We start from the raw sequence: 13,856 nt of genomic DNA, 5'->3' as shown, positions 1-13,856 counted from the left end.
CAAATATCGGGAATATCTCCCGTTAATGCTTACCTATCTCCGCAGAAAAGGTGGATTAACTGGAATACTTCCCGTTAAATCCCGTTGAAATGAGGAGATTCGAGGTTAGGACGCGAAATAGCTGGAACTTATCCAGCTATTTCTGCTCCAAAAGGCCGAACAATAAAATTAACAGGGGTTTTTCCTGTTAATTATACGGGGGAGCGAGGCTCGCCGACAAAGCTCGTTGCAAGCTTACTCCCCCTGCCCTGCACCTGCATTATAGTAAAAGGGAACGATCAATCGCCGTCATTTCTTCGAAAAAGCGAGCCAGGTCATCGTTGCTCCCGACCGCTTCGTCTTCTCCGGAGCAGACCGCCCAGGACACCCGCTGCTTACGCAGCCTTTCCGCATCGTTTACGCCGAACTCGCCGTAATATACCGTCGGCTCATTGGCGGGATCGCCCCAGTTATCCCATCCTTGGGGATGTATATGCCCGCCCGTCCGGCAATTCACGAACACCGTTCGGGCATGTTTTCGCCACGGCCGCCCCAGGTACACCGATGCTTCGGGAACCCCCGGAGCGGCGGTCAGCCAGCAATCCCGGAACACGAAGCCGTGCCGCTGGCCCTCCGGAGTGGAGGCGGCGGTGATGTATCCGGGCCGGCCCGCCTTCGCATGCGAAAGGCTGCGAATCTCGCAGCGTTCAAACAAAGCGGCCGCCCCGCCGAAAATAAAATCGACCGTGCCTTCAATCCGGCACTGCCGGTACAGCTGCCGGCAAAGGGCCCGGCGGTTTCTCAGCGGGATACCGCCGAACGGTTCGCCGTTTTTTTGCGCGGGCGGCAGCGGCCCCGTGCACAAGGTGTCCTGATGGCCCTTAAAGGTGCAATTCAGAAACAAGGTTTTGTCGCAGTGGGCATAGACGGCGAGCGCCTGGCCCACATCGTCCCCCTGCCCCGCCGTATTGGAAACGGTCAAATTTTCAAGGATGAGTTCGCTTCCGCCCAGGAACAACGTGGGAGTGGCGAACGTGCCGATTTCTCGCCCGCGTTCATCCAGGTCTTTGGCACAACGGTCCATCGTAATTTCCACCGGGCCGATTCCGATGAGCCGGAGACGGGAACGATAAATCCGCACCGTCTCCCGGTAAACGCCGGATAGAATAGATATCCGCACCGGTTCTTCTCCGGGAACGCGTTCGGCGGCCTCCACCGCTCCCTGAACCGTGGCGAAATCACAATACGCTTCCGGTCCGACCAGCCATTCCAGCATTATTCTTCCTCCATGAGGTGCCGGCGCAAGAACGACTGCCAGGCCGCCCGCATCTCCGCCGTCTCCATATGTCCGCCGCCCCCGATCCGCGGCTGCCAATGCTCCGGCACGCCGGCGGCGGCGTACGCTTCGGCGAGCCCCGCCGCCAACAGCTCCACGCCTTCCGGCGGGCACAGCCGGTCGTTCCGGCCGGTCAGGCTCATCCGGGGACGGGGCACGATCAGCTTCTGAATGTCCAACGTGCTGAAGTGCTTGAGCAGCCCCGGGACATAGGAGTAGAAGCCATGATGGTCCAGACCCCGCTTGGCGATCAGCGTCGCGGCGTCCACCTGGCCGCATATGTCGATCGTCACCTTGACGCGTTCATCAAGCGCCGCCAGCCACCAGGCCATCAAGCCGCCCATGGACATCCCGATCGTGCCGACCCGGGAGCCGTCGATATCGTCGCGGCCGAGCATATAATCGATCAGGCGGCGGTTGTCGTACAGCATCATCCCCCACATGACCCGGCCGTTCCACAGCATCTCCTTGACGAGCTCGCTCTCGGTTTTGCCGGCGCGTTCGTTGAACGCCCACATATCGATGCAGCAAACCGCACACCCCATATCGGTCAACACTTTGGCAAAAGAAGGCTCCTGCAGATAAGTGCCGCTGTGGAGCAGTTCCTTCCGGCCATTCGCATAGTTCCCGCCATGGGAATGGTTGAATATGACCAGAGGGAAGGGGCCGTCCCCTTCCCGCGGTTTCGCGACATAGGCCGGGACCGGCTCGATGCCGTTCAAGTCCAGGAGCAGCGTCTCCAGGAGAAACCCTTCCCGCTCCTCCCACTTCAGCAATTCGGCGTCCAAAGGCCCGTCTTCCGGAAGATCGCCGAGCAGGCCGAGCAGTTGTTCCCGCGCACGGTCCGCTCCCCGGTTCCGATGCATATTTTCCTTCCCCCTTTACCGATTTGAAAAGTGCCCGACAGGCACGGGTATGGCGGGGTGCCGTTCCCAACTTCAACTTTGCCGGTCCCTGCCTTGGTACCGGAAATAAGCGAAGTCGGCATAACAACCGCCAAACCGGTTCATATCGTGAGCCGCGATGCCGATAAAATTGCCGGTAAACCCGCCGGACAAGAACCCCATGTTACGGGTCATGCCCAGAGGGCGCCACGTTTCTTCATCGTCCTCGCGGTAGAAGAACCGGCCGTCTGTCCCATGGACGTCCACGGCCAGGTCAACCGCCCCGGTCCCCCTTAGCTCAACCGCGTTCAGCTCAAGCTCGAATTCGTCTCTCTCACAGCACATTAGCCGCAGCACCTTCCCCCGGCCCTCCTCATGGCTGACGCAGGCGTACCGGTAGTTATCCTCGTTGAGGTAGAGCATGAGCCCGGCCATCTGTAAATAAGAAACCGGACTGAACTCCACCCTCGTTTCCGCGCGGAACGATTTGTCCGTCTGACGAATCGCCAAAACATGATGGCGGAACAAGCTCTGGACCGACTCACCCGCTTGAATCCGCAAATATCCCTTACGCGCGGCCAGCGAACACCAGCTTTCGTCCGCGGGAATCCGCAGCGTGTTCCAGTTTTTCTTCAGCCCCGGTCCCGCGAAATCATCTTCAAAATCCGTCGACATTCCTTTCGTCGTCACCGAAACGTCCCCGGGCAGCGGCACTTTCAACTGCGGGACATTGCCGCCCGCGCTCAGACGAAGCCAGCCGTGCTCATCCCAATATACCTGCTGCAGGGCGGTTTCTCTCCCCAATATGGCATATTGCCCGTCGACCGGACGCGTACACAAATGCGCCATATACCATTCGCCGCCGGGCGTTTGGACCAGGCTGCCGTGACCGGCGCACTGCAGCGGAAGCTCCGGATCATGTCGCGAGGTCAGCATCGGGTTCAACGGATCGACTTCGTAGGGGCCCGGCAATTCTTTGGAACGGGCAACCGTAACGGCATGCCCGCTGCCGGTCCCGCCTTCTGCCGTGATGAGATAATAGTAGCCGTTGTGCTTGTAAATGTGCGGGGCCTCCGTCTTTTTCAACGACGTGCCGTCAAACAATTTCCGCGGTTCGCCGACCAGGCGGCCCAAACGCGGATCAAACTCCTGGATCACGATCCCGCTCGATTTATTGCCTTCGGTAATCCGGTAATCCCACAGGCAGTTCAGCAGCCATTTGCGGCCATCGTCATCGTGGAACAGGGACGGATCGAAACCGCTGCTGTTCAGGTAGATCGGCTCCGACCACGGACCGTGGATCGACGGGGCCGAAATTAGATAATTGTGGCAGTCTTTAAAAGGACGTTTCGTGCTTTTTACATCGGTATACAACAGATAAAACAATCCATCATGATAGCTGAGCTGCGGGGCCCAGATGCTGCAGTTCTTCGGATTCCCCCTCAAATCCACCTGATGGGTCAAAATATCCGTGCAATGCTCCCACTCGGCCAGGTTGGACGATACGTATACCCGAACGCCGGGGAGCCATTCAAACGAGGAAACCGCGATGTAGTAAAGATCCCCCGCCCTAAACAGGCAAGGATCGGGATTGAACCCCGGCAGTATGGGGTTTTGAATAACTCCTGCGCCAGCCGTTATTTCGTTCGTCGTCATGATGTCCCCCTAAACTCCCGCATTCTGTTGTTCCGGCGGAACCTCCACCTGTTCCAACAGCTTCTCGGGATGCTTCGTATTTCTGGATTCGCAATGCTCGACCGTAACCTGTTCTCCGTTTTCCACATAAAAAGCGGGTCCCTCATGGTTCTCGACCGTGACATGATGAAACCTTACCTGCCTCACGTTTCCGAGGAAAAAGCCCCTGCCTGCCATCTCGCCGATTCCCGCCATCATGGCCGGAACTCCCGGAACCGCGTCCTCCGCCATGGAAATATCGATATGGTCGAACGTAATTTCGGAAATATATTGCTCGGCCAAGCCGTATAAAAAACCTGCCGCGGCATGAACCCGTCGGGCGGTAATGTTGGCGAAGTGGATGCGCCGAAAACACGGCGTCTCTTCCGTGACGGGATACGGATTTTTGTCCCATACGTATTTGTCTTTCCCACGCGGACCGCAGAAGTAGTAGAGATTCAGGATAAACGGACAGATCACGTTATCCATCACGATATTGCTGATGCGGATATCCTCGACGATGCCTCCGCGGCCGCGCCGTGATTTTAGGCGAATACCGCGGTCGGTATGCTGAAATACACAGCCGGTGATCGTAACATTGCGGATATCGCCGCTCATTTCACTGCCCAGGACAACGCCTCCATGTCCGTGAACCATCGTGCAGTTCGCAATCGTGATGTTCTCGCAAGGAATTCGCTCCGCGGTATCCTCGGTCCCCGCTTTGATCGCGATGCAGTCGTCCCCGACATCGATATGGCAGTTGCTGATCCGCACGTTCCGGCACGATTCCGGATTAATGCCGTCCGTATTCGGCGAGTCGGCGGGATTCAGAATCGACAAGTTATCGATCGTAACGTCGGAGCATTGAATCGGATTCACCGTCCAGCTCGGGGAGTTGATCAGATTCAAATCTCGGAGCGTCACCCGCCGGCAGCCGTCAAAGCTGATCAGCTTCGGGCGGGGGAATTCCAGTTCCTCCGGCGCGTTCCTTTTCTTGTCCCACCACGGCTGTCCGTTCCCGTTGAGCATGCCGCTTCCCGTAATCGAGACGTTCACGAGGTCCTGGCCAAAGATGCAGGAGGCGTGAACCTCCCGCAGCACGCCCTCCCATCTCGACTTCACGACCGGATACAAGGCGGGATCAGGGTCGAAAGACAACTCGGCGCCCGGGCTTAATCGAAGCTCGACATGGCTTCTCATCATCAGGGCGCCGGAGCGGAACGTGCCGGCCGGCACGAACACCGTCCCGCCCCCGGCCGCTCCGGCCGCATCGATCGCCGACTGAATCGCCGCGGTCGCAAGCTCCCCGGCGCCTGGGACGGCTCCGTAGTCACTAATATCATACAGCCGCATCGATGTTCTTCCTCCCTTGCCCGTCTTCGGAACCGGAACCTGAACCGCTCCGCAGCCGCTCATACTCGCCGCAAGCCTGCAGGAACGCGCCGACTCCCTTTTGGTCATTCGTCACGATCGGCTCGCTGAGATAATAAGCGTACGTGCCGTCCCGCCGGTCCGCCCCGCCCAATCCGGCCACTTGGCAGTTCTTGATCAGGTTGACCCAGCCTTCTTTCGTCTCCAGCACAAACTCCCGAATCAACCCTTCATAGGCCCGATCCAGCGTGCCGAACCACTCCCCGTCCAGCAGTCCAAGGCGGATTCCCTTGGCCATCGCGTACACGATCATGCTCGATGCGGAAGCTTCCAGATAATTTCCTTTTTCCCCTCCCCTATTTATGACTTGATACCAAACGCCGCTGTCCGTATCCTGGACTTTCTTCAGCGCACGCATCAAATCTTGGAGCATCCGGGCAAGCTTCGGATAATCCGTTTGTTCTTTCGGCAGCAGCTCAAGGACATCGACCAGGGCCATGGCGAACCACCCCAGCGAGCGGCCCCAGAAATTCGGCGAAAGTCCGGTTGCCGGATCGCACCAGGGCTGTACTTTTTTCTCGTCCCATGCGTGGTACAGGAGGCCCGTCCCGGCATCCCGCGTATGCCGTTCGCACACGATAAACTGCTTCGTTACATCCTCCAACCCGGCCCCGTCTTCAAACGTCAGCAGATATTCCAAATAAAACGGAGCGCCCATATACAAACCGTCCAGCCAAATTTGATACGGATAAATCTGTTTATGCCAGAACGCCCCTTCCGAAGTCCGCGGATGCGAAGCGAGCTGGCTCCTCAGCAGGCTTGCGGCCTGCCGATAATTGTCCTGCCCGGTTTCCCGGTAAAGCGGGAACAAGAGCTTCCCTGTATTGATATGATCGATATTGTACTCTTCAGGCGCATATCCCCGGATACTTCCGTCCTCCAGGATGAAATGATCCATATTGTCGCGGATAAAATCGAAATACTTCCGCTCGCCCGTCTGGCTCCACAGCAGCGCGAAGCCTTTCAGCACAACGCCGTAATCATAGGACCACTTTCCGCCGTAGCCTTTATCTTCATATAATTTCGGCGTCCGCTCCATCACGGATTCCGCCGTTTTTTGCGCCCAACCGATCCGATTCATTCCGAACACTCCTCCCCGTCTTTGAAAAAATACGGTCCTTACCACGGTACATGGAAAGGACCCTTTGAAATTTGCCGGATTACTTCGAGCTTACCGCCTTATAGGCGGCTTCGTACTCGCTGATGATCTGCGCACCGCCCGATTTTTTCCAATTCTCCACGGCCGCTTTGAACCCGTTCAAATCGATCTTGCCGAGAATGTACTGGTAGGTGGCGTCAATCACGATTTTTTGCAGTTCGGATCCCTGCGTCGTATACGTCTCGGATTCCAGCGAATACGCCGGATTCAAAACGGCATACTTGGCGTTCTCGGCGATCAGCTTGGTGGATTCCACCTTGAGCGGGTCGGCATCGTGAATTTCATAGCCGAACTCCTTCGGACGGGAGGAAGCGAACGGCTGAACCTCTTGTTTCCAAACATCGGAATCCTTGATGGTCACCGCTTTTTGCGCGTCGGCTGTAAAATGGACGCCTTCCACGCCATAGGTCATCAGCGTGAAAATTTCCTCATCCATCAGGTCGTTGACGAATTTCAAAATCCGTTTCAACTCCGCCTCGTCCTTGACTTCCGAACGAGGGAAGGCGAGCAGTCCGCCGATTCCGTTGTTGGCCGCCCAAATAGCGCGTTCCTCTTCTTTACCGGTCGGCGTGATGTTGTTCACCAGGGCCAATTCCATATTGTCCTGGATCCCTTTGGACAGAATCAAAAGGTTCTTGGCATCGAACAACGCGCCCACGTAAATGCCCGCCTTGCCTTGGGCGAAGGCCTGCTGCTGGTCGTTTTTGGCCGTGACGGCGAAATCCTTGTTGATATAGCCGTTGTCATAAAGCGTTTTCATGTAATCCATCGTTTTAATGTATTCCTCGGTGTCGAACTCCGGAGTCATTTTTCCGTCCTCGCTGACTCTCCAGTTGTTCGGCGTACCGAAGTAGGAACTTAACGTTTTGAAAGCTCCGTAGATCAGATCGCTCCGGTCGACGAAGCCGGTCGTGTCTTTAACGCCGTTTCCGTCCGGATCCTGCTCGGTGAACGCCTTGGCGACATTCATCAGCTCATCCGTCGTTTTGGGAACGGGAAGCCCCAACTTATCCAGCCAGTCCTTGCGGATGACAACGCCGTTGCGGGCCAAGTCCTTTTGGAAAGGAATCCCGTACAGCTTGCCGCCGATGGAGGCGGATCGCCGGGTGTCCTCCGGGATGGACGCCAGATTCGGGAACTCGTCCAGATAAGGCTCCACATCCCAGAACATGCCGTTTTTGATGGCATTGCGCACGGAGGAATTGTCCAGGATCGTCAGCGTCACGATATCGGCCAACGAATCGGAGGCGAGAGCCGTATTGATCCGTTCTTCCTTGGAAGCATCGGGAATCCAGGAAATTTTGAGTTTCGTATTCGTGATCTCCTCGATTTTGGGAAGAACCGGCCCCGTCGGCGTGGATGGCGTGTGCAGAATGTTCAGCCAGCTGATATTCGCCGGCCCTTCGGCGCCCGAACCCGCTCCGCTGCTCTGGGCGTTTCCGCCGGTGCCCGCGGCTCCTTCCCCGCCTTTACCTCCGCCGCAGGCGGACAGCAATAAGACACCGGCTAACATCAGGACTCCCCATGACTTGAACTTTGGACTCATCTTTTCTACCCCTTTTTCATTAAGATGAATTGCATCGGTCGAACGGTTTTCCGCCGTCCGATTCAACTTCTGTATCTTCCTCTCCCGCCGGCAATGGCGAAAGCAAGAATTTAAGACTCAGGTAAATCAATACACGCCGTCTTCCCCGAATTTTTTGGCCAACCGGTTGGAAGCCATGACGAGCAGCAAACCGACCAGCCCCTTAAACAGGCCGACGGTGGTACTGAAGCTCAACTGCCCGTTCTTTAGCCCCGCCGTATAAATAAATGTATCGAAAATCTCGGCCACTTCGCGGTTCAAGGAATTGAGCAGCAAGTACATATGCTCGAAGCCCAAATCCAGGGTACTGCCGATTTTGAGAATCAGAAGCGTAATGATGACCGGGCGAATCGCCGGCAGGGTGACATGCCACGTCTTTCTCAAGCGGCCGGCACCGTCCATTTCCGCCGCTTCGTAAAGCTGCGTATCCACGACCGTAATCGCCGCCAAATAAATGATCGTCGACCAACCCAGCTCCTTCCAGATGATCTGGCCGATATACACGGTCCGAAGCCATTCGGGGGAGGTCAGGAAGCTGATTTTTTGAAATCCAAGCGCGGCGAGCAGTTCATTCAGCACCCCGCCGTCCACATTCAGGAATACATAGCTGATGGAGACGATGATGACCCAGGACATAAAATGCGGAATGTAGATGATGGTTTGTACCGCGTTCTTGAACCATTTGACCCTGACTTCATTGAGCATCAGCGCCACAATAATCGGCAGCGGAAAGAAGAAAATCAGATTCATGGCAAACAGAATGAGCGTGTTCTTCAGCAGCATAAAAAAGGTAGGCTCCGTAAACAGCCGGGCAAAATGCTTGAAGCCTACCCACGGGCTGCCGGTGATTCCCAGAAAAGACTGGTAATCCTGAAAGGCGATCACGAGCCCTCCCATGGGCAAATACTTAAATACGATGAAGTAAATCAGTCCGGGAAAAATCATGAGGTACAACAGCCTGTTGCGCTTTAACTGGTTGAGCATCGAAGACGTTTTTTTCTTGCTCTGGAGCCCGGGCTCCATTCTCATATCCAACGGTGCGGCATTTGACGCTTTCACTGGGGCAACCTCCTTGGCGCTATCCTATTTACCCTTCCAGCGTAAGCGATTCATCCCATTCCGCAAATAATCATTACATGATAGCGGTTACAAAACTCAAGTACAGCAGGCCTTCCCGGCCTCGACTACTAACTTAATGATTACGCCCTAATCTAATGAGCATCGGCCGTGTTCCAAACCTTTCCTCATTATACATGATCATCTCAGATCTGGATTATATACGAAATCCGGACTCCTTGCTAAGGTTGAATTGTAAACGATTTCGAGGAGGATAATCACGTGGCGCAAACATTACGAAAAAAACGTTCTATTGGAAGCATCATTTTTACGACGGTCAATACGACCCTGCTAGCTCTGCTCGCTCTCGTCTGTCTTTTGCCTTTTGTGAATGTCATTGCCAGCTCCTTCGCCTCCACGCAGGAAATGGTAGCCAAGAAGTTCATCCTGTTCCCCACTACGTTTTCGCTGGATGCCTATAAGTATATCTTCTCGACACCGACCATCTTTAAAGGATTGGGCGTATCGATTGGAGTCACCATCGCCGGGACGGTCCTGAGCATGGCATTGACCTCGCTGATGGCGTACGGGTTATCCCGGAAATATCTGCTCGGCCGAAATACGATCAATTTTATCGTCGTCTTCTCCATGCTGTTCAGCGGCGGGATGATCCCAACCTTTCTGGTGGTCAAAAGCCTTCATCTAATCGACACCTATGCCTCCATGATCGTCCCCGTGGCCATCAATGCGTTCAATCTGATCATCATGCGAAATTTCTTTCAGGCGCTGCCGGAGAGCCTGGAGGAATCGGCCAAAATCGACGGATGCACGGATTTCGGCGTCTTCTTCAAAATCATGCTGCCGCTGGCGCTGCCGTCGATCGCGACCATTTCCCTGTTTTACGGCGTAGCTTATTGGAACACGTATATGAACGCCATTCTCTACATTAACGACTCGCTCAAGTGGCCGATTCAAGTCCTGCTGCGCCAAATCGTTATCGTCTCCAGCGGAATGCAGGGTGACAGCGGCTCCGTGGATATCATTCCGCCGGCGCAAACGATCAAGATGGCCGTCATCGTCATCGCCACCGTGCCGATGCTGATCGCTTATCCGTTTGTACAGCGGCATTTTGTCAAAGGGGCGCTGCTCGGCTCGGTCAAAGGCTGACGGCACGGCATAAAAAGAAGAAGTCTGTGTTGTCCCCATCGTGGAGGGTAGCAAGACTTCTTCTCCGTTTCCCTTTTAACCCGGCCCTAGTTCGCCTGCTTCATCTTCCGGTACGATCCCGGCGTAACCTGCTCCCGCTTGCGGAACGAGCGGATGAAATTTTGCGGGTTATGGTACTGCAGCCGTTCGGCGATCTCTTTGATGGTCATGTCCGTTTCGGTCAACCATTTCTTGGCCATATCCAGCCGGTAGCTCATCAAATACTCGGTGAAGGTCGTGCCGTACTCTTTTTTGAAAATGCTGCTTAAGTAGTTCGGATTATAATGTAAGCGTTCGGCGATCATATCGAGCGACAGTTCCTGGTCGTACTCGGCTCTGACGATAGCCGCGATCTCTTCCGACAAACAGCGGAACTGCTGGTTCGTTTTGTGCTTCATGCTCCGGACCATCGGGAAAATAACTTCCTCGACCAGCATCCGTTCGATTTCTTCCGGATTGCGGGTATCGAGCAGGACGTGATACAGCGCGTAATTGTCCTGCGTCAGCAGGACCTCAATCCCGAGCACCTGCTCCAGCTGGATCAGGTTGTTGACGAACCGGACCAGGGCCACTTCGAAATTCATCGAATATTTGTTCTTCCGCATCATCTCGGCCAATAGCAGGTATAGGGTCCGGCTGACCTGTTCCTCATCCCCGAGGCGGATCGCGTCGAACAGCTTGGACTCCAGCTCCACGGGATAATGAAGCAGCACCGGACCGGAAACCACGTTCGAGATGTCTTCATAGAAGATGATGGATTCCTTGCCCAGATTCAGCCGGTGATGCAGCGCCAGCTTGCTCATCTCGCAGGCTTCCTTGCTTTCCAGCAGGCTGCCGTACGAATGGCTGATGCCGATGCTGACGGATATCTTTAGATATTCCCGAACACGCTTCATTAAGTTGGTGGCTAGATCCAGCGTCCGTTTGCGGATGTCCTGCTCGCTCATGCTATTGTCGAACACCAGGATGGTCGCCTGCGTCTTATCGTTCAGAATGATCGGCAGCATGCGGCACTCCGGCGGAATCTGCTCTTCGGCCAACTTGTTGATCGCCAGGAGGAGCACATCCTTGTCGGAAGCTTCGCGCTCGCCCAGGCTGTCGAGTTGGGTCAGCATCGCCACGTACAGCTTGTCGTCCGTTTCCCGGTACCCGAGACGAGGCAGTTTCCATGCCAGTTCCTCCGGGGTGACCCGGTTTCGGAACAAATTGAGGATCAGTTGCGTCTCCAGTTGCGGTTTTTCCGCCTCCATCAGGTTCTTCAGGCTTTCTTTTTCCGTAATGATCGTGTCGATGGAGCGGAGGATCCACTCCACCTCATTCGCGGACGCGGCGGGTCCGTCATCGGGCAGACTTCGCTTGATGCGCTGAATCGGTCTCGTAAAGTAGACGGAGAAGACATAAGCCACGACCACAATGAGAAGCATCAGCACGGCTCCCATCGTCATGAGTCCGAACCGCGTCAGCTTGAGGGCATCGGCGATTTCCGACCGGTCGAGCAGTGTGAGATAAATCCAATTGTTGTACTCCGACTTGGCGTAAATGACCTTCACGGGCACGGACGAATGACCGGCTCTGTCCAGCGTCAGCATGCCCGTCGGTTTCGCCCCCTCCATCTTTAAGGCGATGTTCTTCAGGTCCGCGGCTTGTAGCAAATCCTGCTCCGGGTTGGTCTGGTACATCAGATCCCCCTGCCGATTAAGGATAAACACATCGCTGTGATCCTCCGTTCGAATCGTTTGATCCAGGGAGCGGAGCGAAATGTCCGAAAGGGCGATCGCCTGTTTGTTCTTGGAGAAGACCGGCAGTGTGTTGACGAAACGTATGCCTTTATCCGTCTTGATCCAGAACAGGCTCTGATCTTTATTTTCAATATAAGCCCGGACCAAAGCCTCGCGTTCCTCGGCGGTCAGCTTCGACAGTTTGCCGTTGGAAATTTGCCAGTCCTGCTCTAGGCTGATCAGCGAATATTCCGTCCCTTCCATGCCCATGGTCGCGATATAATTCAGTTGGGAATTGACGTTCCGGTAAGCGATAAAGTCCTCTTCCGTAATCGGATGGGTCACCGTATCGCGGAACGAAGTGGTCGTGCTGTAGGTATCGAACGCGTATTCAATGGATTGGATTTTGTTCTCCAGGTTATTTTTCGTCTGGGTGATGAAATTCTGCTTGCTGTCGGCGATCCGCTCATGGACGGAGTTTACGGTGCTGAAATAGATGTAACTTCCAAAACTGGCTACAAGGCCAACTCCAAGCACGAGAATGGGGATAAAAATTTTGTAAAACATGCTCCCTTTGTTCATTGGCGCTGCTCCTTTGACCGTATGGTATGTGTTATTATAGCGCTTACATGAATTCCCTGACAATGATTATTTTAACGTGTGCATGATATATTTTCCTTGATTTAAACAGGATATAAAAACTATAATGAAAACGTGAAACTAACATATCCGGAAAACAGAGGGTCCTATGGTCACGATTAAAGACATTGCAAAAGTCGCCGGGGTTTCCCATACGACGGTATCCCGGGCGCTAAACGGAAATCCGCTCATCAAGAAGGAAACGCGGGACCGCATCGAGAGAATCGCGTCGGAATTGAATTATGTCCCCAACTTCAGCGCCAAAAGTCTCGTCATGAAGAAATCGTATACGATCGGCTTGTTTTTTTCCAGTATTGACCAAGGGACTTCGGCCAGTTTTTTGGTCGACGTTATCAAAGGCATCCATCATATCCTGGATGAGAACTACAGCCTGACCGTGCACGGAATCGATAATATCCGGCATCTGGACGGCATCTCCGCCCGGCGGTTCGACGGGATTCTGGTCATGAGCCAGAGCGACGCGGATAACGATTTCATCTACCACGTGAAGAAAGCGGGCATCCCGTTTGTCGTGCTGAACCGGCATCTCGAGGATCCGGGGATCATGAACGTCGTCGCCAATGACCGGGACGGTGTACGGGAGGCGATCGACTACGCCATCGCCCGGGGGCACCGCCGCCTGGCCATGATTGAAGGCAGAGCGGGGTTCAAGTCGACCTCGGAACGGAAGCAGGGCTTCCTAGACAGCATGCTGGCTCATGGACTTTCCCCCCGTGCCGATTATTTCGTCGGCGGGGATTACAGCATCGAAAGCGGTTTTCGGCGGATGACGGAGCTGCTAACGCTTCCCGAGCCCCCGACGTTCGTGTTTTGCTCCAACGACGACATGGCTATCGGAGCCATGAACGCCTGCTTCGCCGCCGAAATCCAGATTCCGCGGCAGATGTCGCTGATCGGGTTTGACGATATCGTATTCGCCCAATATACCAACCCGTCCTTAACGACGGTCCGCAGACCGGTCGTCGATATCAGCGAATGGGGCACGAAGAAGCTGATCGAGCTGATCCAGCAACCGCAAACGACGGCTCCCGAACAGATTCTGGTGAATACCGCGTTAATGGTCCGCCACTCGGTGGCGCAAATTTAAATCTCACGTTGGACTCGAAACGGTGGGATGAAGCGGAAAGAGACCGCATATCGATTTAAAGAAAGAGGTTTTCCTCTTTTT

10 protein-coding genes are annotated in these 13,856 nt (G+C 54.9%); 2 read left to right on the top strand and 8 right to left on the bottom strand.

What is annotated here, in order from left to right:
* Window positions 1–259: 259 nt before the first annotated feature.
* The 7 genes from FRY98_RS08805 to FRY98_RS08775 form a co-directional block, all read right to left on the bottom strand.
* The gene (locus FRY98_RS08805; protein ID WP_148451400.1) at window positions 260–1,255 is read right to left on the bottom strand and encodes a pectinesterase family protein; all 996 of its coding nucleotides are present in this window, start codon (window positions 1,253–1,255) and stop codon (window positions 260–262) included.
* Entirely contained in the window at window positions 1,255–2,181 is a 927-nt protein-coding gene (locus tag FRY98_RS08800; protein WP_148451399.1) for a dienelactone hydrolase family protein, read from the bottom strand. The genes FRY98_RS08805 and FRY98_RS08800 overlap by 1 nt, the downstream gene beginning before the upstream one ends.
* 72 nt (window positions 2,182–2,253) lie before the next feature.
* A complete protein-coding gene (locus tag FRY98_RS08795; protein ID WP_148451398.1) occupies window positions 2,254–3,855 on the bottom strand; it encodes a glycoside hydrolase family 43 protein in 1,602 nt (533 codons plus the stop codon).
* 9 nt (window positions 3,856–3,864) lie between these two features.
* Window positions 3,865–5,226, bottom strand: a complete 1,362-nt coding sequence (locus tag FRY98_RS08790; protein ID WP_148451397.1) for a glycoside hydrolase family 28 protein — start codon at window positions 5,224–5,226, stop codon at window positions 3,865–3,867.
* Entirely contained in the window at window positions 5,213–6,385 is a 1,173-nt protein-coding gene (locus FRY98_RS08785; protein WP_148451396.1) for a glycoside hydrolase family 88/105 protein, read from the bottom strand. The genes FRY98_RS08790 and FRY98_RS08785 overlap by 14 nt, the downstream gene beginning before the upstream one ends.
* A gap of 79 nt (window positions 6,386–6,464) precedes the next feature.
* The gene (locus tag FRY98_RS08780) at window positions 6,465–8,009 is read right to left on the bottom strand and encodes an extracellular solute-binding protein (RefSeq protein ID WP_148451395.1); all 1,545 of its coding nucleotides are present in this window, start codon (window positions 8,007–8,009) and stop codon (window positions 6,465–6,467) included.
* Between the two features lie 126 nt (window positions 8,010–8,135).
* Window positions 8,136–9,032, bottom strand: a complete 897-nt coding sequence (locus FRY98_RS08775; RefSeq protein ID WP_412067001.1) for an ABC transporter permease — start codon at window positions 9,030–9,032, stop codon at window positions 8,136–8,138.
* Window positions 9,033–9,386: 354 nt separating this feature from the next.
* Between FRY98_RS08775 and FRY98_RS08770 the strand changes: the two genes are divergently transcribed.
* Window positions 9,387–10,271, top strand: a complete 885-nt coding sequence (locus tag FRY98_RS08770; protein ID WP_148451394.1) for a carbohydrate ABC transporter permease — start codon at window positions 9,387–9,389, stop codon at window positions 10,269–10,271.
* Window positions 10,272–10,357: 86 nt separating this feature from the next.
* On the opposite strand, the gene FRY98_RS08765 is transcribed toward FRY98_RS08770, so the two are convergent.
* Window positions 10,358–12,610: an AraC family transcriptional regulator gene (locus FRY98_RS08765; protein WP_148451393.1), complete on the bottom strand. Its 2,253-nt coding sequence runs from the start codon at window positions 12,608–12,610 to the stop codon at window positions 10,358–10,360.
* A 166-nt stretch (window positions 12,611–12,776) separates the two neighbouring features.
* Here FRY98_RS08765 and FRY98_RS08760 point away from each other — a divergent pair, with 166 nt between their 5' ends.
* A complete protein-coding gene (locus tag FRY98_RS08760; RefSeq protein ID WP_148451392.1) occupies window positions 12,777–13,775 on the top strand; it encodes a LacI family DNA-binding transcriptional regulator in 999 nt (332 codons plus the stop codon).
* The last annotated feature ends 81 nt before the right edge of the window (window positions 13,776–13,856 follow it).

It is taken from the genome of Paenibacillus faecis (genome assembly GCF_008084145.1).
Lineage (GTDB): Bacteria > Bacillota > Bacilli > Paenibacillales > Paenibacillaceae > Fontibacillus > Fontibacillus faecis.
This window is presented reverse-complemented; position numbering and strand designations above follow the sequence as displayed.

Coding starts and splice junctions, on each gene's coding strand:
- FRY98_RS08795 (WP_148451398.1), bottom strand. CDS start 3,855: ATGACGACGAACGAAATAACGGCTGGCGCAGGAGTTATTCAAAACCCC.
- FRY98_RS08785 (WP_148451396.1), bottom strand. CDS start 6,385: ATGAATCGGATCGGTTGGGCGCAAAAAACGGCGGAATCCGTGATGGAG.
- FRY98_RS08765 (WP_148451393.1), bottom strand. CDS start 12,610: ATGAACAAAGGGAGCATGTTTTACAAAATTTTTATCCCCATTCTCGTG.
- FRY98_RS08760 (WP_148451392.1), top strand. CDS start 12,777: ATGGTCACGATTAAAGACATTGCAAAAGTCGCCGGGGTTTCCCATACG.
- FRY98_RS08780 (WP_148451395.1), bottom strand. CDS start 8,009: ATGAGTCCAAAGTTCAAGTCATGGGGAGTCCTGATGTTAGCCGGTGTC.
- FRY98_RS08800 (WP_148451399.1), bottom strand. CDS start 2,181: ATGCATCGGAACCGGGGAGCGGACCGTGCGCGGGAACAACTGCTCGGC.
- FRY98_RS08805 (WP_148451400.1), bottom strand. CDS start 1,255: ATGCTGGAATGGCTGGTCGGACCGGAAGCGTATTGTGATTTCGCCACG.
- FRY98_RS08790 (WP_148451397.1), bottom strand. CDS start 5,226: ATGCGGCTGTATGATATTAGTGACTACGGAGCCGTCCCAGGCGCCGGG.
- FRY98_RS08775 (WP_412067001.1), bottom strand. CDS start 9,032: ATGCTCAACCAGTTAAAGCGCAACAGGCTGTTGTACCTCATGATTTTT.